Source organism: Leucobacter albus, assembly GCF_039528015.1.
Taxonomy (GTDB): domain Bacteria; phylum Actinomycetota; class Actinomycetes; order Actinomycetales; family Microbacteriaceae; genus Leucobacter; species Leucobacter albus.
The window spans coordinates 30362-50071 of record NZ_BAAAKZ010000009.1 but is presented as its reverse complement, the minus strand read 5'-3'; the positions used below and the strand labels follow the sequence as shown (position 1 = coordinate 50071).

Annotated in this window: 18 protein-coding genes and 1 tRNA gene; 6 read left to right on the top strand and 13 right to left on the bottom strand. The window is 69.3% G+C overall.

Annotation, left to right across the window (positions count from 1 at the left end; all coding sequences use genetic code 11):
• Nucleotides 1-51: 51 nt before the first annotated feature.
• From ABD115_RS10730 to ABD115_RS10720, 3 genes are all read right to left on the bottom strand, one after another.
• Entirely contained in the window at nt 52-1764 is a 1713-nt protein-coding gene (locus tag ABD115_RS10730) for a glycosyltransferase (protein ID WP_343960744.1), read from the bottom strand.
• A gap of 160 nt (nt 1765-1924) precedes the next feature.
• Nucleotides 1925-2338 carry a hypothetical protein gene (locus ABD115_RS10725; RefSeq protein WP_343960742.1) on the bottom strand — a complete coding sequence of 138 codons (414 nt, stop codon included), beginning with the start codon at nt 2336-2338 and terminating at the stop codon, nt 1925-1927.
• Nucleotides 2339-2439: 101 nt separating this feature from the next.
• The gene (locus ABD115_RS10720; RefSeq protein ID WP_343960740.1) at nt 2440-2712 is read right to left on the bottom strand and encodes a hypothetical protein; all 273 of its coding nucleotides are present in this window, start codon (nt 2710-2712) and stop codon (nt 2440-2442) included.
• Between the two features lie 123 nt (nt 2713-2835).
• Between ABD115_RS10720 and ABD115_RS10715 the strand changes: the two genes are divergently transcribed.
• Nucleotides 2836-3042 carry an SHOCT domain-containing protein gene (locus tag ABD115_RS10715; protein WP_343960739.1) on the top strand — a complete coding sequence of 69 codons (207 nt, stop codon included), beginning with the start codon at nt 2836-2838 and terminating at the stop codon, nt 3040-3042.
• Nucleotides 3043-3156: 114 nt separating this feature from the next.
• On the opposite strand, the gene ctaD is transcribed toward ABD115_RS10715, so the two are convergent.
• Both ctaD and ABD115_RS10705 read right to left on the bottom strand, forming a co-directional pair.
• Entirely contained in the window at nt 3157-4896 is a 1740-nt protein-coding gene (gene ctaD, locus ABD115_RS10710; RefSeq protein WP_343960737.1) for an aa3-type cytochrome oxidase subunit I, read from the bottom strand.
• Between the two features lie 64 nt (nt 4897-4960).
• Nucleotides 4961-5872: a bifunctional hydroxymethylpyrimidine kinase/phosphomethylpyrimidine kinase gene (locus ABD115_RS10705; RefSeq protein ID WP_343960735.1), complete on the bottom strand. Its 912-nt coding sequence runs from the start codon at nt 5870-5872 to the stop codon at nt 4961-4963.
• 45 nt (nt 5873-5917) lie between these two features.
• On the opposite strand from ABD115_RS10705, the gene ABD115_RS10700 reads away from it, so the two are divergent.
• Nucleotides 5918-7036: a DegT/DnrJ/EryC1/StrS family aminotransferase gene (locus ABD115_RS10700; protein ID WP_343960733.1), complete on the top strand. Its 1119-nt coding sequence runs from the start codon at nt 5918-5920 to the stop codon at nt 7034-7036.
• On the opposite strand, the gene ABD115_RS10695 is transcribed toward ABD115_RS10700, so the two are convergent.
• Both ABD115_RS10695 and ABD115_RS10690 read right to left on the bottom strand, forming a co-directional pair.
• Nucleotides 7033-8319: an alanine racemase gene (locus ABD115_RS10695; RefSeq protein ID WP_343960732.1), complete on the bottom strand. Its 1287-nt coding sequence runs from the start codon at nt 8317-8319 to the stop codon at nt 7033-7035. The genes ABD115_RS10700 and ABD115_RS10695 overlap by 4 nt on opposite strands.
• 4 nt (nt 8320-8323) lie before the next feature.
• Nucleotides 8324-9196, bottom strand: coding sequence for a YggS family pyridoxal phosphate-dependent enzyme (locus ABD115_RS10690; RefSeq protein ID WP_343960731.1), 873 nt, complete (start codon nt 9194-9196; stop codon nt 8324-8326).
• Between the two features lie 75 nt (nt 9197-9271).
• On the opposite strand from ABD115_RS10690, the gene ABD115_RS10685 reads away from it, so the two are divergent.
• The 3 genes from ABD115_RS10685 (at nt 9272) to ABD115_RS10675 (ending at nt 12125) form a co-directional block, all read left to right on the top strand.
• On the top strand, nt 9272-10630 hold the full coding sequence (locus tag ABD115_RS10685; RefSeq protein ID WP_343960730.1) for an aminotransferase class I/II-fold pyridoxal phosphate-dependent enzyme: 1359 nt from the start codon (nt 9272-9274) through the stop codon (nt 10628-10630).
• Between the two features lie 40 nt (nt 10631-10670).
• Nucleotides 10671-12014 (top strand): 4-aminobutyrate--2-oxoglutarate transaminase, encoded by a 1344-nt coding sequence (gene gabT / locus ABD115_RS10680; RefSeq protein WP_343960729.1) that lies wholly within the window; start codon nt 10671-10673, stop codon nt 12012-12014.
• Nucleotides 12015-12051: 37 nt separating this feature from the next.
• Nucleotides 12052-12125, top strand: a tRNA-Cys gene (locus tag ABD115_RS10675).
• Between the two features lie 61 nt (nt 12126-12186).
• On the opposite strand, the gene ABD115_RS10670 is transcribed toward ABD115_RS10675, so the two are convergent.
• The gene (locus tag ABD115_RS10670; RefSeq protein ID WP_343960728.1) at nt 12187-12732 is read right to left on the bottom strand and encodes a carboxymuconolactone decarboxylase family protein; all 546 of its coding nucleotides are present in this window, start codon (nt 12730-12732) and stop codon (nt 12187-12189) included.
• A gap of 119 nt (nt 12733-12851) precedes the next feature.
• Here ABD115_RS10670 and ABD115_RS10665 point away from each other — a divergent pair, with 119 nt between their 5' ends.
• Nucleotides 12852-13706 (top strand): helix-turn-helix transcriptional regulator, encoded by an 855-nt coding sequence (locus ABD115_RS10665; RefSeq protein ID WP_343960727.1) that lies wholly within the window; start codon nt 12852-12854, stop codon nt 13704-13706.
• A gap of 88 nt (nt 13707-13794) precedes the next feature.
• Here ABD115_RS10665 and ABD115_RS10660 read toward each other — a convergent pair whose 3' ends face one another.
• From ABD115_RS10660 to ABD115_RS10640, 5 genes are all read right to left on the bottom strand, one after another.
• Nucleotides 13795-14181, bottom strand: coding sequence for an MmcQ/YjbR family DNA-binding protein (locus ABD115_RS10660; protein ID WP_343960725.1), 387 nt, complete (start codon nt 14179-14181; stop codon nt 13795-13797).
• Nucleotides 14182-14352: 171 nt separating this feature from the next.
• Nucleotides 14353-16101 carry an ABC transporter ATP-binding protein gene (locus ABD115_RS10655; protein WP_343960724.1) on the bottom strand — a complete coding sequence of 583 codons (1749 nt, stop codon included), beginning with the start codon at nt 16099-16101 and terminating at the stop codon, nt 14353-14355.
• A complete protein-coding gene (locus ABD115_RS10650; RefSeq protein ID WP_343960723.1) occupies nt 16101-16898 on the bottom strand; it encodes an ABC transporter permease in 798 nt (265 codons plus the stop codon). Before ABD115_RS10650 ends, ABD115_RS10655 begins: the two co-directional genes overlap by 1 nt.
• Nucleotides 16898-17995 carry an ABC transporter permease gene (locus ABD115_RS10645; RefSeq protein ID WP_343960722.1) on the bottom strand — a complete coding sequence of 366 codons (1098 nt, stop codon included), beginning with the start codon at nt 17993-17995 and terminating at the stop codon, nt 16898-16900. The genes ABD115_RS10650 and ABD115_RS10645 overlap by 1 nt, the downstream gene beginning before the upstream one ends.
• Nucleotides 17996-18002: 7 nt before the next feature.
• Complete coding sequence (locus tag ABD115_RS10640) at nt 18003-19649, bottom strand: ABC transporter substrate-binding protein (protein ID WP_343960721.1); 1647 nt, start codon at nt 19647-19649, stop codon at nt 18003-18005.
• Between the last annotated feature and the right edge of the window lie 61 nt (nt 19650-19710).

Genomic DNA, 19710 nt, shown 5'->3' with positions numbered 1-19710 from the left:
TTCCTGATCAAACCAGGGCTTGGGCGCCGAACTCCCACCCCAGGGCCGGGTCTAGACGACGTTAAGCGGTCGCGTATCCGTGCCCTGCCGCGGGGCAGTGCCAGCCGTGCCGTCAGTGCCGGTAGCGCCGGCGCCAGCTGCGCCAGCAGCGCTGCTGCCAGCCCCGCCAACCCCGCCAGCTGCGCTGTTGGCAGCCCCGCCAACCTCGCCAGTCGGGCGCGGCCGAATCGAAGCGTTGCCGCGGTTTGTTGCGTAGAGCTGAGAGGCGGGGCCGCCCGGGAGTGCGCCGTCGTCGAGAGCCGTGCCGAGATCGGCGCCGGCGAGCAACCGTACGGCAGCCCCCGAGAGCGCGCGCGGGCCGAACCCGTTAGCGCTGCCTGCGACCGTGCGCAGGTCGACGCGGTCTCGCCGAAAGCCGGCAAGCAACTGCGGTGAGAGCGTAGCCACGTACTCGTACGCGCCGCTCGCCGCGTCGTAGCCAACGAGGCGCGCCCGCACGAGTCGCGTCCGATTCTTTCGGCGCCCGTTGAGCACTAGCCAGAGCTGCGGCGCGGGCCAGGTGATAACCGCGCGCGCCCGCGCCCCAATGCCGCGGGCGTACCGCCTGTGCTGCACCCGTGTGAGCACCCCGTCGAGCCGACGCGCGGCGCTGAGTTGGGCCGCGGCCGGCGTGCGGCGGGCGAACGCGCTTGCTGCGGGCGCGGGGGTGACGGCGACGCGCAGCTCGATGGCGCGCTCTGGGGAGTGCGTGGCTGAGGTCGCGGTGGCCACATGGGCGAAGTCGCCCTCCGCAGCAATCAGGGCGTTGAGGCGTGCCACCCTGCCCGCGCGAATGAGCTCGAGCTTGCGCTGATCGGTCGGGTGGGCGAGAGCCGGGGTGCGGTGCGCCGGCAGCACATCTCGCAGAAACTCGCGGTGCAGCGCCACCCACGTAGCCCGTCGCTCCCTGCTCATCTTGTGCCAGCGCGTTGGGGAGTAGAACCGCAGCCCCTTGCGCTGAAAGAGCTCCAGCACCAGGCGGTTGGCTGTCTCGGGGTCGGCGGTTCCATCGATGAGGATCCGCGAGATTTGGCGACACGACGCGACGTAATTCTCCGCGTCGATCGCGCGCGAGGAAATGTTTTGCCCGTCGGAGCGGAGCGCAATGAAGTAGAGCGGCTCGCGCCCGCAGAACAAGATGCGGTTCGCCCTCACGTATGCCTGCGTGACGAAAATGCCGTCTTCGAGGCGCACCTTTGCCTCGGGAAAGCGCAGCCGGTGGCGCTCAACGAACGCTCGGTGGAAGAGTTTTTGCGGCGACAGCGTCTCCATCGCTCGCGACACGGTGATCGGGCCGTGAGGGTGGCGGGCGAACAGCGACTGCACGCCGCGGCCGCCCGTGCCCTCGAAGCGCGGAATGACGACCTCGGCCGGGCCCTCGTCAGCCGCGCTGAGTGCCATGTTCGTCATGGCGCTGAGCGCGTTGGGCGCCATCGTGTCGTCTGCGTCCATGAAGAACAGAAACTCGCCGCGGGCGCGGTCGATGCCCCGGTTTCGAGGCAGACCGGGCCAGCCGCTATTGGGCTGGTGGATGACGGTGATGCGTTCGTCGGCAGCGGCGAGCCTGTCGAGTTCGGCGGCAGAACCATCGGTGGAGCCGTCGTTCACGGCGATGAGTTCGAGCTCGGTGAGATCTTGCGCGAGCACCGACTCGATGGCCCCGGTGAGATAGGGCATGGCGTTGTAGACGGGAATGATGACGCTCACGCGCGGGGTGCTCAACATGGGAGGAACGATCCTTACTGCGCCGGAACCCTGGCTGGCTGCCGAGACGCTGTCGCGGGCCCGCTGTGGGGCGGCCCCGCGATGCAACGACAGTAGCCGACGGTCGGTGGGAGGAAGCCGGGTGCGCAGTCAGGAACGCGCGTCGCCGCGCGCCGGGGCGCTACTTCGGCGCATTCCAGGCGATGTATGACCCGTCTGCCTGGCTGGCCTGGAACAGTGTGCCGCACTGCTGCACATCTTCGATGCCGGCGTCTTGGAGCAGCATGGGGCTGAGCACGGCGTTGGGCTGGGCCGAAGCAGGCTCGCAGCCCTCGGTCATGGGCGTGCCCTTCCAGTGAATCCCAAACTCCTCTCCCTGAACCTCGACCCGGAGTTGCGTCGGTGACGCTGGGAATGTGCCGGGAACCTTGCCCGAGCTCTTTAGCTGTTCGAGTTTTGCCTCGGCGGTGGCGTCGGCCGGGGTGCTCGGGTCTACGGTGTCTGGCTGCTTGGTGCACCCGGCGACCATGAGCGGGAGTGCGACCGCGACGGCGGCAAGGGCGATGAGCTTCGTGGGGGCGTGCTGCTTCTGCATGGGGTCTCCTCGGCTGATGTGTGTTCACCGTACCCGCGAAACCTTTGTGCTTGCGGGGCAAACTCTGTGAGTTGAGCCTACGCAGCATCTGGAGGGTAGCGCTAGCGAACTCCGGGCCTGCCGTTCGCGGGCCCGGCGTTCGCGGCTGCAGCGGTGGCCACCTGGGCGGTGTCCCACAGCACCGAGCCATTCGCCTCTTCGATGGTGTCGTGCTGCGAAATGACCCGCCGCTTCGAGGGCTCAGGGTGCCAGGTCATGACGAAGAAGAGCGGCACGTTGTCGCGGTTCGCCAAGCCCTGAATCATCGCGACCGGGCGATCTTTCGGGTAGCGCATGACGGCCCACAGGTTCGTATCAACCTGTACGTAGGGCATGCGTTCGCGCTCCGTCTGCTTTTCTCGATCGTTTCGATACACTGCCCAGCCCCCGTTCGAATGTGTGTTCGAGCAGTGTAAAGCTGGGTTCCGACATTTGGGTCGGGTATCGTCGGGGGCACCATGAAGATTCGGGAAAGCAACCACATCGGGGGAGCGTCGCGCTACGACGCGGCCGCCGCCGAGGAGACGCTGCGGGAGCTCGGGGAGCAGTACGCGAACGGCGAGATCGAACGCCACGCATACTTCGAGAAGAAGCGCTCACTCGTGCGCCTGTTTCTCAAGGCGACGACCTCGCCGACGCGCAAGCCCCGCGGCGACTTCGACTAGGCCCGCCCGCCGCCCGGGCCGGCCGACGGGCCACCCGCCGCCCGCCTCTGCTGATGAATATGGCGCTTGTTGTCGCTTCGGGGCCCGGTTGGCGACAACAAGCGCCATATTGCGCTAGGGGGTAGAGGGCGGGGTCGGGGTCGGGGTCAGAGCCTCGGTCGGGGTCGGGGTCGGGGTCGGGGTCGGGGTTGGGGCCGAGGCCGAGGCCTCAGGCAGAGCCTTGGCGGGCGCCTCGGCAGGCGCCTCGGCAGGCGCAGGCCGAGGCAGCGACTCCGGGTGGTTGAAATCGAACGCCGGTGACTCCGAGCGAATTCGCGGAATCGACACGAAGTTGTGCCTCGGCGGCGGGCACGAGGTCGCCCACTCGAGCGAGCGGCCAAAGCCCCACGGGTCGTTCACGGTGACCTTCGGCGCGCGCCGGGCGGTGAGGTAGACGTTCACGAAGAACGGAATCATCGACGCGCCGAGAATCATCGCGCCGACCGTTGAGAGCTGGTTGCCCCAGGTCACCCCGTCTTCCGGCAGGTATGAGTAGTACCGGCGGGGCATGGCCATGACCCCGAGCCAGTGCTGCACGAGGAAGGTCATGTGAAACCCGACGAAGAGCACCCAGAAGTGCACCTTACCCAGGCGTTCGTCGAGCATCTTGCCGGTCCACTTTGGCCACCAGAAGTAGAAGCCTGCGAACATCGCGAACACCACGGTGCCAAACACGACGTAGTGGAAGTGCGCGACGACGAAGTAGGTGTCTGAGAGGTGAAAGTTCAGGGCCGGCGAGGCGAGTATGACGCCGGTGAGCCCGCCGAACACGAACGTCACAAGGAAGCCGAGCGACCACAGCATCGGAGTTTCAAAGGTGATCGAGCCGCGCCACATCGTGCCGATCCAGTTGAAGATCTTCACGCCGGTTGGCACGGCGATGAGCATACTCATGAGCGCGAAGAATGGCAGCAGCACCGACCCCGTGACGTACATGTGGTGCGCCCACACTGTGAGCGAGAGCGCCGCGATCGCGATGGTGGCGTAGATGAGCGTCTTGTACCCAAAGATCGGCTTGCGGCTAAACACGGGGAGAATCTCAGAGATGATGCCGAAGAACGGCAGCGCGATGATGTAGACCTCGGGGTGGCCGAAGAACCAGAACAGGTGCTGCCAGAGAATCGCCCCGCCCTCGCCCGTGAAGATCTGGCCGCCGAAGATGCGATCCATTGCGAGCGCGAAGAGCGCCGCGGCGAGCACGGGGAACGCGACGAGCACGAGCAGCGAGGTGACGAGAATGTTCCAGGAGAACACCGACATGCGCCACATCGTCATGCCGGGCGCGCGCATGGTGATGATCGTCGTGATGAAGTTCACGGAGCCGAGGATTGTGCCGAAGCCAGAGATGCCGAGCCCGAGCACCCACACGTTGCCGCCGATGCCCGGCGAATAGATCTCTGAGGAGAGCGGCGCATACGCGAACCAGCCGAACGACGCGGCCCCCTGCGGGGTGAGAAACCCGGCCATCGCGATGAGCGAGCCGAAGGTGTACAACCAGAACGAGAACGCGTTGAGGCGGGGGAAGGCGACGTCGGGGGCGCCGATGTGCAGCGGCATCATGACGTTCGCGAAGCCGGTGAAGAGCGGCGTTGCGAACATGAGTAGCATGATGGTGCCGTGCATGGTGAAGAGCTGGTTGTATTGCTCCTTGGTGGCGATGACCTCGAGGCCCGGCGCGAACAGCTGCGCGCGAATGAGCAGCGCGAGCACGCCGCCGATGAGAAACCAGGCGACTGAGCTCACCAGATACATGTACCCGATCACCTTGTGGTCGGTCGATGTCACCCAGGTCACGATGTTGCTGCGTGCTGACATGCGGAGGTGCTCCTTTCGGTAGCGATCGTGTGGGGGTGGAAAGCGGTGTTGAGGAGTTGTGGAGTTACGGGGTTTCGTGGCTGAGCCTGCGCACCTCTTGGGCCGCCGCGTCGATCGCCTCGTCGACGTCGTGCGCGTCGAGCAGCGCTGCGATGAGCGCCGCGGTGAAGGTGTCGCCGAGCCCCTTCGCGGTGATCTCGAGCGCGGGCTGCCGGTGCACGCTGCTCGAATCTCGCCGCACGAGCAGCTCGCAGACGTCTGCCGGCTGGCCAGGGGAATCGACGCCGGGCCGCGGGGGCAAGCGCACGCCGGTGACGGCCACCCAGTCGGTGAGCTCGCCCATGATCGCGCGTGCGGCGGCCTCGATTGCGCGGCGCGAATCTAGCTGCGCGATCGGCGTGCCGCTCAGGTGGGCGAGCTCGAACAGGTTCGGCACGATGCCGGTGGCGAGCGGGAGCAGTTCGTGGCGGATCGTGGCAACGAGCCCCGGGTCGGTGTAGAACCCGAGCTCGACGTCGCCGAGCGTCGGGTCGACGATGAGCGGCGGCCGATCCGCAGCGGGCATGCGCCTGAGCCAGGTTGCGACCGCGGCGGGCTGGTCGGCGGTCGCGAAGTAGCCGGTGGTTGCGAGCGCGAGGCCGGTCAGCGCGTGTGCGGCCTCGAGGTCATCGAGCGCGGCCGCGATCCACCCCGCCGAAATTGGGGTGTCGTGCGCGGAGGCGTAGTGCGGCATCACGCTGAGCACGATCGTCGGTACGCGGATCGCGCGCACCCCCCGCCCGGCGTAGACCCGTTCGGCGGCGTTGAGGCCAACGGAGCCGTGCAGGAGCTGGGAGCCGAAGGCGATGAGCGCTGCGGGGCGCGACGTGAGTTCGAGGGTCGCGGCGTCGGCGATCTGCACGGCGCGACGACGCGCCCCGATGCGGGAGCCCGGCCCCTGAGCGGCACGATTTTCACCGGAGTTCGCTTTTGTCATAGGACAAAGGCTATCATGGTAGTGACAACGAGAGGCACTCACCCCATGACACCGACACCCCACATGATTCCCGCGGCAAAGCCGCTCATCGGCAGCGAGGAGCGACTCGCCGTCGACGCGGTGCTGCGCTCCGGAATGCTCGCCCAGGGCCCCGAGGTTGCGGCCTTCGAGGCTGAGTTTTCATCGCACTTCGTGCTCGGCAGGCCAACGGTCGCCCTGAACTCGGGTACGAGCGGGCAGCACCTCGGGCTGCTCGCGAGTGGTGTCGGCCCGGGAGACGAGGTGATCGTGCCCTCATTCACCTTCGCCGCGGTCGCAAACTCGGTCGCCCTCACCGGGGCGACGCCGGTGTTCGCCGATATCGAGCCCGACTACTTCACCCTCGACCCCGAGCGGGTGCGCGCAGCGATCACTGAGCGCACGAGGGGCATCATGCCCGTTCACCTCTACGGGCACCCCTTCCAGGTCGACGCGATCGAGGCGATCGCCCGCGATCACGGCCTCGCGATCTACGAAGACGCGGCGCAGGCGCACGGCGCGAGCTGGAACGACCGCCCGGTCGGCACAATCGGCGAGTTCGCGATGTTCAGCCTCTACCCGACCAAGAACATGACGGCGATCGAGGGTGGCATGGTCTCGTGCGCCTCGTCTGAGACCGCGCGGCAGCTCAAGCTGCTGCGCAACCAGGGCATGGCGACGCAGTACGCGAACGAGGTCATTGGTTTCAACGCGCGCATGAGCGACGTGCACGCCGCCGTTGGCCGGGCGCAGCTGCGCAAGGTTGATGCGTGGACGAGAACGCGTCAGCGCAACGCCGCGTTTCTTGACCGCGAGCTCGCGCTCGTTCCCGGTGTCACACCGCCGCGGGTCGCGCCAGAGGCAACCCACGTGTATCACCAGTACACGATCAGGGTCGATGCGGCTGAGCGCGATCGGATTCGCACCGCGCTGCGCGAAGAGCACGGCGTCGCGACGGGCGTGTACTACCCGATTCCGAACCACCGCCTGCCATCGCTCGCGCAGTACGCACCTGCCGATGCATTGACCGAGTCAGATCGGGCGGCCGCAGAGGTGCTGTCGCTGCCCGTGCACCCGTCGCTCACCGACGGCGAGCTGCAGCGCATCGTCGCCGGCGTCGTCGCGGTCGCCGCGGCCGGCTCTTAGAACTCCCCCTCAGCAACCGAGGGGGACAGGTGGGTCGGGGTTTCTCGTGGGGGGTAGCCCCGGCCCACCGCCCTACGCTGCACGCGCCTGCCGATGCGGGCCACGACCTCATAGTTGATCGTGCCGAGGCGCTCGGCCCACTCCTCAACCGCGGGCTCGCCCCGTGCCGGGTCGCCGAACAGTACGACGCGATCTCCCACTGCGACGCGCCCCGCAAGGTGGGTGACGTCTATGAGGCACTCATCCATCGCGATCTCGCCGACGAGCGGCGCGCGCTCGCCGCCGACAGCGACCGACAGCCCGGTGCCGCCCAGCGCCCGCGGCATGCCGTCTGCGAAGCCGACGGGCAGCTGCGCGAGCAGCGCCGTGCGCGCGTTCGCCGGGGCGCTGGCGCTCGTGTTGGTGCTCGTGCTGGTTTCGCCCTGGCCGGCTGTGGCGCGGCGCAGCGAAACGATCTCGGTCGCAAACGTCATCACTGGCCGGAGCCCGAGCCTGGCCGCTCCGTCGTCTTGCGCGGGGCTTAGGCCGTAGGCCGCGGCGCCGATGCGCACCGCGTCGTAGCTCAGGTGCGGCGACGTGAGCGCCGCGGCCGACGCGGCGAGGTGCCGCATCGGCTGCGCGGGCGCGGTTGGGGCGCTGCCCAGTGGGGCGCTGCCCAGTGGGGCGCTGGGGATGCGGCCGGCGGGATCGGTGTGGGCGGTGCGGCTGGTGCGGCTGGTGCGGCTGGTGCGAAGCAGCCGCGTGCCGGCATCGAAGCGCGCGGCCTGGGCTCGGTCTGCGGCGTCGCCCGCGTTCGCGAGGTGGCTGAAGACGCCGACAACCCGGAGGTGGCCTGCCGCCTCGGCCGCGGCCGCCTCGGCAAAAAAGGCCTGCCAGCTCGCTGGCGCCGCGCCGTTTCTGCTCAGCCCGGTGTCGAGCTTCAGGTGAGCGCTCGCGACCGCGCCGAGGCTCCTGGCCGCTGCTGTGAGCCTGCGCACCTGCGTGACCGTGCTGAGGCCGAGCTGAATATCGCCGCGAACCGCGGCCGCGTAGTCGAGCTCGTCTTCGTGGAGCCAGCACAGAATCGGCGCGCAAAAACCCTCGCTTCGTAGCGCGACGGCCTCCTCGATGCTCGCTGCGGCGACAATCGCTGCGCCGGCGGCGATAACCGCGGGCGCAACGATTGCGGCGCCGTGCCCGTAGGCGTCGGCTTTCACAACAACGATGACTTTGGCGCCGGTGTGGCGCCTGAGCGTCTCGATGTTGTGGCGGAGCGCCGGCAGCGAGATCTCGGCGACCCGCACGAGGCTACTCCGCGGCGTTCGGAGCTGGTGTGGTGCTCTCGGCGGGCCCGGCCGGTGCGGCTGGTGCGGCCGGTGCGCTCGCCTCGCTCTGCGAATCGACGAGATCTGGCCAGTAGTGGCTATCGGGTACCTGCCTGGCACCGAAGATTGCCTGGCCAACGCGCACGCACGTCGCCCCCTCCTCGATCGCAACCTCGTAATCGCCGCTCATGCCCATCGAGAGGCCGCCGTCTCCGACGAGTTGCGGATCCACATCGCGCATGCGATCGCGCAGCGTGCGCAGGAGTGTGAAGCACGTGCGCACCCGTGGAATATCGCTGCTGAAGATCGCAAGCGTCATGAGCCCGCGCAGCCGCAGCGAGGAAAACTGCGGCATCTCGCGCAGAAACGACTCGAGCTCCTCTGGCGGGAGGCCGTATTTTTGCGGCTCGGCAGAGGTATTCACCTGCACGTAGACGTCGAGGCTGCGCCCTGCGGCCTGGAGCCTCCGGTCGAGCGCGGCCGCGGCGCGGAGCGAATCGAGCGCCTGAAACTCGCTCGCGAATGCCGCGACGTCGCGGGCCTTGTTGGTCTGCAGGTGCCCGATGACCGACCAGGCGACGCCGAGGTCTGCGAGGTTCTCGGACTTGCGTTTGGCCTCCTGCACCTTGTTCTCGCCGAGCTCGCGGCAGCCGGCGGCGATCGCGAGCCGCACGCGCTCCTCGGGCACGGTCTTGCTCACCGGGAGCAGCTGCACGTCGGCCGGGTCGCGCCCAACGCGCAGGGCCGCCTCGGTGATCTTCTGCTTGACCTCCGCAATATTGCGCGAGAACTCGGCGACCGAGGTGGCCGTCGGGAAGTCGTGGATGGGCATCTCATCCGCAAGTTGATTTGTCATAGGACAAAGCGTAACATGGTCAGTGTCGCTGCGGGTCTACCCGGCGACGCCCAACGGTACAGCAGGGAGACACTCGTGAACGATCGCAACGCGGCCAAGCGCGACCGGCCGGAGATATTCGGCAGCACGGTGGAAGACATTGTCGCGAGCATTCGTGCGCTCATCGACGACGGGGGGCTGCAGCCGGGAGACTCGCTCCCGCCGATGCGCAGTCTCGCCGACACGCTCGGCGTGAATCGCAACACCGCCTCGGCGGCGTACAAGGCACTCGTGCAGGCGGGCCTCGCCGAGACGCGCGGCCGGGCCGGCACGTTTATCGTCGACCCCTACGAAAGCTACGAAGAAGAGGGGTTCGCCCGCGATACCGTGCTCCACGATGTCGGCGACGGCAACCCAGATCCCAGCCTGCTGCCCAACCCGACGCGGTTTCAGCTGGCCCCCGCGCCGCCGCGGCTCTACGGCGAAACCACGATCGACCCCGAGCTCGCAGAGTGGGCGACCGAATGGCTCGCGGCAGACCAGCCGCGCCCCTTTAGGCTTACGGTGGCTGCCGGCGCGGTCGACGCGATCGAGCGGTTGCTTGCCCAGACCCTCACCCCCGGCGACTCGCTCGCCGTCGAAGACCCCTGCTTCTTGACGAGCATTAGCACGATTCGCCAGGCCGGCTATCGCGCCGTTCCGGTCGCAATGGACGAGGCTGGCATGCTGCCAGGCAGCCTGCGAGACGCGCTCGAGGCTGGTGTGCGGGCGGTGATTTGCACGCCGCGCGCGCACAACCCGACCGGCGCGAGCCTCACCGCCGAGCGCGCACGCGAGCTGCGCGAGGTGCTCGCGGCATACCCGCAGGTGCTCGTGATTGAAGACGATCATTTCTCGTTGCTCGCAACGGCGCCCTACGTCACGATTGTCGGCGAGGGGCAGCTGCGGTGGGCGCTCGTGAGGTCAATGTCGAAGGCGCTCGGGCCAGATATGCGCATCGCGCTCGTCGCGAGCGACACCGAAACCGCAGAGCGGCTTGCTTCGCGGCTGAGCGGCGGCATCACGTGGGTGAGCCATCTCATACAGCGGCTCACCTTCGCGATGCTGTCAGACGCCGAAACGCAGCAGCTGGTGCGCAGTGCGCGCGAGTACTACGCGGCGCAGAACGCCAGCTTCATCGCGAAGTTACAGGGCGTTGGGCTCACCTCGCTCAGCCGTGACGGGCTGAGCGTCTGGGTCGATGTGCTCGGCGACTCGGCCGAGGTGCTCGTGCAGCTGATGCGCCGCGGGTGGATCGCGCGCGACGGCCGAAGCTTTGGCTTGCAGGGTGAGGGCGACCACTTCCTCAGGCTCACCGTGCACGACCTCAGCGACGACGAGATGACGAAACTCGCCGCCGATGTCGGCGCCGCTATCGCAGCGGTGCCCGCCACCACACACTCCGTAACCGCTTGACCAATCTGACAGAAGCACCACACCCGAAGGGAACACAACCATGACACACACCGTCGCAGCTCCAACGGCGCTGACGCGCCCCGAACTCGTCACCGAGATCCCCGGCCCGAAGAGCCAGGCAATTCACGCGCGCCGCGAACAGGCCGTGCCCCGCGGGGTGGGGTGCGCGCTGCCCGTCTACATCGACTACGCTGACGGCGCATGGCTCACCGACGTCGACGGCAACCGGCTGCTCGACCTTGGCTCGGGCATCGGCGTGACGACGCTCGGGCACACGCTGCCGACCGTAGTCGCAGCGGCCAAGGAGCAGCTCGAGAAGGTGAGCCACACCCTCTTCACCGTCACGCCATACGAGAACTACGTGCGCCTCGCCGAGCGTCTCGCCGAGCACACGCCGGGAGACCACCCGAAGAAGACCTTCTTCGTGAACTCGGGGGCAGAGGCTGTTGAGAACGCCGTGAAGATTGCGCGCGCCCACACGGGCCGGCGCGTCGTCGCGTCGCTCGATCATGCCTTCCACGGGCGCACGAATCTCACGATGACCATGAACCACCGTGCTGCCCCGTACGCGACGGGCTTCGGCCCGCTCGCTGCCGACATTCAGCGCGTGCCGAACTCCTACCCGTTCCGCGACGGCCTCACCGGGGCCGAGGCGGCTGCGCGCACCATCGAGTACCTCGAGCAGCGCATCGGCGCGGCCGACCTGGCCGCCGTGATCGCCGAGCCGATTCAGGGCGAGGGCGGTTTTATCGTGCCAGCCGAGGGTTACCTGCCCGCGCTGCAGGAGTGGGCGAGCGCCAACGGCGTCGTCTTCATTGCCGATGAGATTCAGGCTGGCCTGGGGCGCACGGGCACCTGGTTCGCGAGCGAGCTGTTCGGGCTCGTGCCCGACCTCGTGCTGACTGCGAAGGGCATCGCAGACGGGCTGCCGCTCGCGGGCGTGACCGGCCGCGCAGAGATCATGGACTCGGCCAACCCCGGCGGCCTCGGCGGAACCTTCGGCGGCAACCCCGTGTCGATCGCCGCGGCGCACGCGGTGCTCGACCTGCTCGAGGGCGGGGCCCCGTTCGGCGAGGCCGACCGCATCGAGGCCGCGCTCACGGCTGGCCTGCGCGAGCTCGCTCAGACCTACCCGGAGATCGGCGATATTCGCGGGCACGGCGCGATGATGGCGTTCGAGCTCGTCGAGCCGGGCACGACGACGCCGCTCGCGGGCCTCGCCGGTGAGATCGCCGCGCACGCCGCCAAGCAGGGCGTGCTGCTGCTCACCGCGGGAAGCTTCGGCAACGTCATTCGCTTCCTGCCGTCGCTCGCGGTGACGAACGAGCAGATCGAGTATGCTCTGGAGGTGATCGGCGAGGCCCTCGCGCACACGCGCGCCTAGGCGTCGCCAGGGTCGCTCCGAGGGGGGCGGCCCCCACGGTGGGGTGACCGAATGGCGAGGTAGTGGCCCGCAAGGCCGCGCATGCAGGTTCGACTCCTGCCCCCACCTCCAGACACGCAGCTGCCCGAGTAGCCGGTCTTCGGCTACTCGGGCAGCTGACACGTCGGTGCGGTTAGTCGCGCTGGAACGGCACCTCAGGGAAGTCGACCGGAACATCGAGCGCAATGTTGATGTAGTTGGTGAACAGGTTCAGCCCGACCTGGGCGATCGTCTCGACGATTTGGCCGTCGGTCCAGCCGTGGGCGCGAAGCCCCTCGATTTCGCTCGCGTCGACCTGCCCGCTGTTATTGACCAGGCTGTGGGCGAACTGGAGCAGTGCCGAGACCCTGGGGTCTTCGGAGTGCGCGCGCTGCGCGGTTGCGAGCTCCTCGGTACTCAGCCCGGCCTGCGAGCCGAGCGCGGTGTGCGCGGCCAGGCAGTAGCGGCAGTCGTTCGTGTCGGCCACGGCTACGGCGACCTGCTCGGTAAGGGCGGCGCCGAGCGCCCCAGACGAAAAGGCGCCGAAGGAGCCCCACATCGACTGCAGCGCAGCTGGCGAGTTGGCCACCGCCGCAAACATGTTGGGAATCTTGCCGAACGCCTTCTCGATTCGGTCGAGATTGGCTTTCGCCGCCGGGCTTGCCTCAGCGCTGGTGAGAAGGGGTACGCGTGCTGCCATGGTGTGCTCCTTAGAACGGAAGTGCGGCCGGAACTGGCCTGAGACCAGTTAAGCGAAACCCCGTGGATGAATCGCAGCATATCTGCCTAAAAACTTGTCAAATCAGCTAGGGTGGTGTCATGGAACCGATCGATAGACTCGACGCGCTGCTGCGCAGGTTCGCGGTGCAGGCGCAGCAGTTCTACGACGGAAACCTCTGCCACACGCGGCAGTTTCCGGCCGAAGCGGGGCGCGGGTTTCTGCACATTCTTCGTGCGGGCCAGATGACGGTGCGCGACGGCGCGGCTCGCGAGGGCAAGCTGGTGACCGAACCCATGATCTTGCTGTACCCCCGCCCGCACGAGCACGCGTTCATGCCCGTCGCGGCCGAGGGCGTCGAACTCGCCTGCGCCACCCTCGACTTCCACGGCGGCAACTCCCACCCCCTGGTGGCCGCGTTGCCCGAGGTGCTGACCGTGCCGATCAGCGAGGTCGGCGGCCTCGAAGCCACCCTCGACCTGCTGGCGAGTGAGATCGACGCGATCAGTTGCGGGCACCGGCACATCGTCGATCGCCTGTTCGAGGTCGTGCTGCTGAAACTGCTGCGCCACCTGCTCGACCGCCCAGGGCAATACGGGGTGCCGGCCGGCATGTTCGGCGGGCTCGCCGACCCGCACATCGCAGCGGCTCTCGCCGCGATGCACGAGGCCCCCGGCTCGGCGTGGACGCTGGAGACACTCGCGAAGACGGCGCACATGTCGCGCAGCGCCTTCGCTGCCAGGTTTCACGAGCTCGTCGGGGCGACCCCGCACGACTATCTCACCTCTTGGCGGCTCACCGTGGGGAAACAGATGCTGCGCGATCAGCTGCCTGTGTCGCAGATCGCCGCCGAGCTCGGGTATTCGGGCAGCTCGTTCTCGCGAGTCTTTGCGCAGCGCGAGGGGGTCTCACCGCGCGCCTGGGTAAACCGCGTGCGAGAGCCGCTCGCGGGCTGAGCACGCGGCGGGGCGGCCGGGGGTATCGGTTGGGCGAAGGTTCAGGCCGCGGGGTCGCTCAGGCCGGGGTCGCTCAGGCCGGGGTCGCTCAGGCCGGGGCTTGCCCAAATGTCGCGGGGTCGACGGGGCGCTGAACGCGGGGGAGTGACTCCACGACGAGCAGGTACGACTCGGTGACGAGGTCGCGCACGAGCGGCTCCTCGAGCGACCCGCCAGAGCGCAGGCTGACCCAGTGCCGCTTGTTCATGTGGTAGCCGGGGATGATCTCGTCGAAGGCCTCGCGGAGCGTTGTCGCGTCGGCCGGCCGCGCCTTCACCGTGACGAACGGCTCGCCCGTCGCGTCAGAGAGCAGCAGAAACATCTTGCCGCGCACCTTGTACACCCAGTGGTCGGGGCCAAACGGCTGCTCGGGTACCGCCCCAGGGAGCTCGTCGGCGCGGGCCGTCGCCCACTGTTGCAGGGTGCTGTGAGCCATCCGTGCCTCCTTCGTGCCGGTGAGTGTTCGCTGTTCAGTGTAGAGCGCGCCGGCCCGGGCGGCGGCTGCCCACGATAGGCGATCTGCAATCACAGGGTCGAACGGGGCCGGTTGCGGCCCTGTGATTGCAGCACCCATAGCTATTGCATCCCTGGCCCGAAGCGGGCGGTGTCACAGCGCCGCCGCGAGAAACGCGGTGGCCTCGGCGGGCGACACGGCCTGCCCCGCGCGCAGCACCACGACGCGGTCGCTCACTGAGGTTAGCGCGGCGAGGTCGTGCGAGATGAACACGACCGCGAGCTCCTCGCGCAGCGACCGCAGCAGCTCCAAGACCCCCGCCTGGGTGACCGTGTCGAGCGCAGAGACGGCCTCGTCACACACGAGCACATCGGGGCGTGCTGCGAGGGCGCGGGCAATAGCGACCCGCTGCCGCTCCCCGCCAGAGAGGGTCGGGGGGCGGCGCGAGAGCAGCGCGGGGTCGAGCCCCACCCTGCGCAGCAGCGCCTCCGGGGAGGGCGGGGTCGACTGTGCCTGAAGCGCGGGCGCCGCGAGCTTCGGTTCGTCGCGACCGCGCCGCGGGTACGCGCGGTCGAGTGTCGCCTGGAGAATGCGGCGCACGCGCCAGCGCGGGTCGAAGGTCGCGAGCGGATCTTGCGGAATGAGCCGCACCCTAGCCCCCTGCGCGCTCGTGATCGTGCCAGAGTCTGGCCGATCCGCCCCCGACAGCAGCCTGGCAAGCGTGGTCTTTCCCGCCCCCGACTCGCCGGCGACCCCGACGATCTCGCCGCGCCGCAGCTTGAGGTCTACCCCGCGAACACCGGTGAAGGTGCCGCCGCGCTCGCCGAAGCTGCGGGTCACGCTGTGCAGGGACAGGATCGGGTCTGCGCCGCCAGCCGGCACCGCACCACCCGCGACGAGCGCCAGCCGCTCGGCTGCCTGGTGAGCCCCACCGAGCCCGACCGGCATCGCTGCGACGAGCGCCCGGGTCGCGGGCTCAACCGGTGCCGCAAGCAACGCGGCGGCCGGGCCTGCTTCCACGATCCGCCCTCGATCAAGCACCGCGATGGTGTCGGCGCTCTGCGCGACCGCACCGAGGTCGTGGCTCACGATGACGAGCGCAACCCCCTCGTCGCGCAGCCGCCCGAACTCGGCGAGCACCTGGCGGGCGGTCGCCGGGTCGAGCGCGGTTGTCGGCTCGTCGGCGACGAGCACCCGTGGCTCGCCAACAAGCGCCGAAGCGATGAGCGCGCGCTGTCGCATGCCGCCCGAGAGCGCCGTCGCGCGCAGCGGCAGCAACGACTCGGGGTCGGAAAGGCCGGCCGCTGCAAGGGCCGCGAGGGCAGCCGAGCGGCGGGCGCGCCGAGGCACCCCTCGCAGCGCGAGTGCCTCTGAGACCTCGGCCTCGATCGTGCGCAGCGGGTCGAGCGACTGCAGCGCATCCTGCAACACCAGGGCGATACCGGTGCCACGCAGCTCCCGCCACTGACGGGCCGTCGCCCGCCGCATGTCTCGGCCGTCAACGACGAAGCGCGCTGCGCTCGAGCGCCAGGCCGCATTCCCGGAGGGGTCGGCGAGACCGAGGAGCGAGCGGGCGAGCACGGATTTTCCCGCGCCTGAGGATCCGACGATCGCGAGGCACTCGCCGGGGGCCACCGCGAGCGAGACCTCGTCGAGCACCGTGACGTGGGGGCCGACCCGCGCCTCGCCAGGTGCGCGGCGGGCACGGCGGGCGGCGGTGCGCGTGACGGGGCGCGTGACCGTGAGGCCAGCGACATCGAGCGCGGGCACGCGAGCGGCGCCGGCCGATGCCCGAGCGGCGCCGGCCGTCGCGACAACCGAAACTCCGGCCGCTGCGCCAACTGCCGCACCGGCCTCGGCATCACCCGCAACGTCTCGTTCTGGCCCTGAACTCCTGGTCATCACTCTGCACCTCCTGCGGCGAGCCGGCGACCGGCAACTGTGAGCGCTGTCGCGGTCGCGACGATCGCGAGCCCGGGGAACACCGTCATCCACCACGCGTGGCCGAGGTAGACGCGGCCTGCGTCGAGCATGGCGCCCCACTCTGGCGCGGGCGGCTCGGTGCCGAGGCCGAGAAACCCGAGCGCCGCGACCCACACGATCGACTGGCCGACGCCGAGCGTCGCGGCAGACACGAGCGGCCAGAGTGAGTTCGGAGCGATGTGCCTGGCGAATAGGGTGAGCCGTGGCGCCCCGTCGAGCCTCGCCCATTCGACGTACCCGCTCGCGGCGATGCCGCGCACCCTCGCGCGGATCATGCGGGCGTACCCGGGAATGGTCGCGAGCCCGATCGCGAGCGTCGCAGACCATGCCCCGCCGCCCCACACCGCGACAAACAGCAGCGCGACGACGAGCGTCGGCAGCGCGAACAGCACCTCGAACAGCCGTGCGAGCGCGCGGTCAACGAACCGCGGGCCGAGCGCCGCGACGAACCCGAGCGCGCCGCCGATGACCACGCCGATCGCGGTCGCGGCGACTCCGATGCCCACCGAGGCCGCGGTGCCGTGCACGACCCGCGCGAGCAGATCGCGGCCCGACTCGTCGGTGCCGAAGGGGTGCGCGAGCGAGGGGGGTTGAAACGCGGCGGCAGGCGCGATCGCGAGCGGGTCTTGCGGGGCGAGTATGGCCGGGGCGAGCGCCGCTAGCGCGACGAGGCAGAGCGTTGCCGCGGCAAGCGCGGGGGAGAGCCAGCGCAGCATCACGCGATCATCTCGCTGCCCGCGGTGGTGCGCGTGGCACTGCTGCCGGGCGCACCGCCCCCGCCGCTCCGGCCCGATCCGCCGCTCCGGCTCGGTCCGCCGCTGCGGTCGCCCCCGACCCCGCCCGCCCGTGCGGCTGCAGCGCGCCCGCCGCGCGGGTCGACGAGGGTTTCGACGATCTCGGAGACGATCATCACGAGCACGTAGAGCAGCGCCACGACTACCACGGCGCCGATGACGACGGGCACATCGCGCACCGTCGCGGCCTCGAGTAGCAGTCGCCCGAGCCCCTGCCTGGCGAAGAGCACCTCGACGACGACCGCGCCAGACAGGAGCGAACCGTAGGCCCAGCCAGACAGCGCGATCGCCGGGAGCGCCGCGTGCCTGAGCGTGTGGCGAGCGAGCACGCGTGACTCGTTCGCGCCGCGTGCGCGGGCGGTGGTTGCAAAGGGGGAGCGATCCGCCTCGGTGAGCGGCCCGTGAAGCACGTGCGCGAGGTACCCTGCGACCGGCACCGCGAGCGTGATCACCGGGAGCACGAGCGCGGGGAGGCCGCCCGCCGCGGCGCCCGTCGCTGGGAACCAGCGCAGCCCGGTCGCGAACACGAGGATCAGCACGGCGCCGAGGAAGAACTGGGGCACGACGCTCGCAACCGTTTCGACGGCGGTGAGCAGGGCCCGCGCGACGGCGCCGGCCCGGCCGCGTGCGTTCGCCGCGAGCAGCGTGCCGGCGAGCGCGAGCGCCCAGGCGAGCGCGAACGCGAGGGTTGCGAGCGCGAGGGTCGGCGGAACGTTCGCGGCGAGCAGCTCAGACACGGGCTGCTTGCGGGCGTAGGAGTCGCCGAACTGCAGCGTCGCGATGCGCCAGAGCTGCTGCAGGTACTGCACGAACACCGGCTGATCGAGCCCGTACGCCGCGGTCGCCTGCGCGGCGGTTTCTGGGCCAGCCTGCGACCCGGGGCCGCCGAGAATTGCCTCGAGCGGATCGCCAGAGGCGCGTAACGCGAGAAACACCACCGTGGCGGTGATCCACACGACGAGCGCCGCCGCGCCGAGCTTTTTCAGCACGGCGACGGCGACGCGTGAGAGCCTGGCCACCCGCGACCTACGCCTGGAGCTTTGCGTTCACAAACGTCGGCGTTGCGACCGTGCCGAGCGTGGTGACGCCGGTCACGCCGCGCGCGAGGAAGTGGTTCTGCTGGTCGTAGAGCGGGAGCACGGTGAAGCTCTCGAGAATGCGCTGCTGCGCGTCGGCGTAGAGCGTTGCGCGCTCGCCCTCGTTGGCGGTTTGCGCCGCCTGCTCGAGGGTGGCGTCGAGCTCGGGGTCTGACAGCTGAGCGTGGTTCGCGAAGTAGCCAGACGGTGCGGGGGTCATGCCGTCTGAGTGGTAGAGAATGCGCAGCACGTCGGGGCCGACCTTCGTGTACGGCGCGCTCACGGCCTCGTATTCGTGGGCGCCGAGGCGCTTGTGCCAGGTGCTCAGGTCGACCGGCTCGAGCTGCACGTCGAAGCCGACGGCGGCGGTGTTTGCCTGGATCTGCTCGAACAGTGACTGCTCGGCAGCGGTTGACTGGTTCGTGCTCACGGGGAAGCGCACGGTCAGCCTCGCGCCGTCTTTCTCGCGAACGCCGTCTGCGCCCGGCTTCCAGCCTGCCTCGTCGAGCAGCGCGGCCGCGCGCTTCGGGTCGGTCTTCAGCAGACCCGCGTCGCCCGTCGCGAGCGGTTCGATGCTCGCGAGCGGCGACACGGCGCGCGTTGCGGTACCGAGGAAGAGCGTCTCGATGCCGGGGGCCGGGTCTGCGGAGCGAATGAAGGCCTCGCGCACGAGCGCGTCGTCGAAGGGCGCCTGGCCCGCATTGAGCTCGATGCGGTTGACCGAGCCGGGGCGCGGCGCGTCGATGTGCTCGCCGTCGCTCGACTGCGCGATCGCGGTGATGTCTGAGGGCAGCGGGTTGTCGATGACGTGCACCTCGCCCGACTGCAGTGCGGCGAACCGCGTCGCCGCGTCGGGAATGAAACGCCACTCGATGCCGTCGAGGTAGGCCCCGGCGCCATCGTCGCCGTCGCTGTGGTCGTTCTCGGGGCCCGGGGTCTGGTAGTTCTCGTTGCGCACGAGCGTCACATGGTCTTGCGGCACCCACTCCTCGACGATGAACGGCCCGGTGCCGATGGGTAGCTGGCAGTTCACCTCCATGCCGCGAGCGATGCCGGCGGGCGACTGGATCGCCGTCCATTGCTGGCTCAGCGACTCGAGCAGCGCCGAGTCGGGCTCCGAGAGGTGGAACCTCGCGTGCGAGTCGCTCACCACCTCGACCTCTTGCACCTTCTGCAGCGCGATGAAGCCGGTCGACGACTGCGTCTCTGGGTCTTGCAGGTGTTCGATGTTGGTTTTTACCGCGGCGGCGTCAAGTGGCGTTCCGTCGGTGAAGGTGACGCCCTCAGCGAGCGTGAAATCCCAGGTCAGGCCGTCTTCGCTCATCGCCCAGTCGGTGGCGAGCCACGGGGTGATCTTGCCCGACGCGTCGCGGCCGACAAGCGGCTCGATGTACTGGGTGCTGATGAGGGCCTGGGGGTAGTTGCCGCCGACGTGCGGGTCGAGGCACGCGGGCTCGGCGTCGCCTGTGGCGTAGACGAGGGTGCCGCCGGCCCGCGTTGCCGGCTCGGCGTCGCCCGCTCCGGGGGCCGCGCAGCCCGCGAGGGCGATTGCGGCGAGGGTCACGGCGCTCAGGGCGAGCAGTCTGGGGGTGCGCATGTGGGCTCCTTGCTGTGGTGGGCGTGTGCGTTCGCGCGGGAAATGCAGCGGGGCGGGGCTT

Bases quoted from the DNA above. Each gene is read 5' to 3' on its own strand.
- ABD115_RS10730 (WP_343960744.1), bottom strand. From the start codon at position 1,764: ATGTTGAGCACCCCGCGCGTGAGCGTCATCATTCCCGTCTACAACGCC.
- ABD115_RS10725 (WP_343960742.1), bottom strand. From the start codon at position 2,338: ATGCAGAAGCAGCACGCCCCCACGAAGCTCATCGCCCTTGCCGCCGTC.
- ABD115_RS10720 (WP_343960740.1), bottom strand. From the start codon at position 2,712: ATGCCCTACGTACAGGTTGATACGAACCTGTGGGCCGTCATGCGCTAC.
- ABD115_RS10715 (WP_343960739.1), top strand. From the start codon at position 2,836: ATGAAGATTCGGGAAAGCAACCACATCGGGGGAGCGTCGCGCTACGAC.
- ctaD (WP_343960737.1), bottom strand. From the start codon at position 4,896: ATGTCAGCACGCAGCAACATCGTGACCTGGGTGACATCGACCGACCAC.
- ABD115_RS10705 (WP_343960735.1), bottom strand. From the start codon at position 5,872: ATGACAAAAGCGAACTCCGGTGAAAATCGTGCCGCTCAGGGGCCGGGC.
- ABD115_RS10700 (WP_343960733.1), top strand. From the start codon at position 5,918: ATGACACCGACACCCCACATGATTCCCGCGGCAAAGCCGCTCATCGGC.
- ABD115_RS10690 (WP_343960731.1), bottom strand. From the start codon at position 9,196: ATGACAAATCAACTTGCGGATGAGATGCCCATCCACGACTTCCCGACG.
- gabT (WP_343960729.1), top strand. From the start codon at position 10,671: ATGACACACACCGTCGCAGCTCCAACGGCGCTGACGCGCCCCGAACTC.
- ABD115_RS10670 (WP_343960728.1), bottom strand. From the start codon at position 12,732: ATGGCAGCACGCGTACCCCTTCTCACCAGCGCTGAGGCAAGCCCGGCG.
- ABD115_RS10665 (WP_343960727.1), top strand. From the start codon at position 12,852: ATGGAACCGATCGATAGACTCGACGCGCTGCTGCGCAGGTTCGCGGTG.
- ABD115_RS10660 (WP_343960725.1), bottom strand. From the start codon at position 14,181: ATGGCTCACAGCACCCTGCAACAGTGGGCGACGGCCCGCGCCGACGAG.
- ABD115_RS10655 (WP_343960724.1), bottom strand. From the start codon at position 16,101: ATGACCAGGAGTTCAGGGCCAGAACGAGACGTTGCGGGTGATGCCGAG.
- ABD115_RS10650 (WP_343960723.1), bottom strand. From the start codon at position 16,898: ATGCTGCGCTGGCTCTCCCCCGCGCTTGCCGCGGCAACGCTCTGCCTC.
- ABD115_RS10640 (WP_343960721.1), bottom strand. From the start codon at position 19,649: ATGCGCACCCCCAGACTGCTCGCCCTGAGCGCCGTGACCCTCGCCGCA.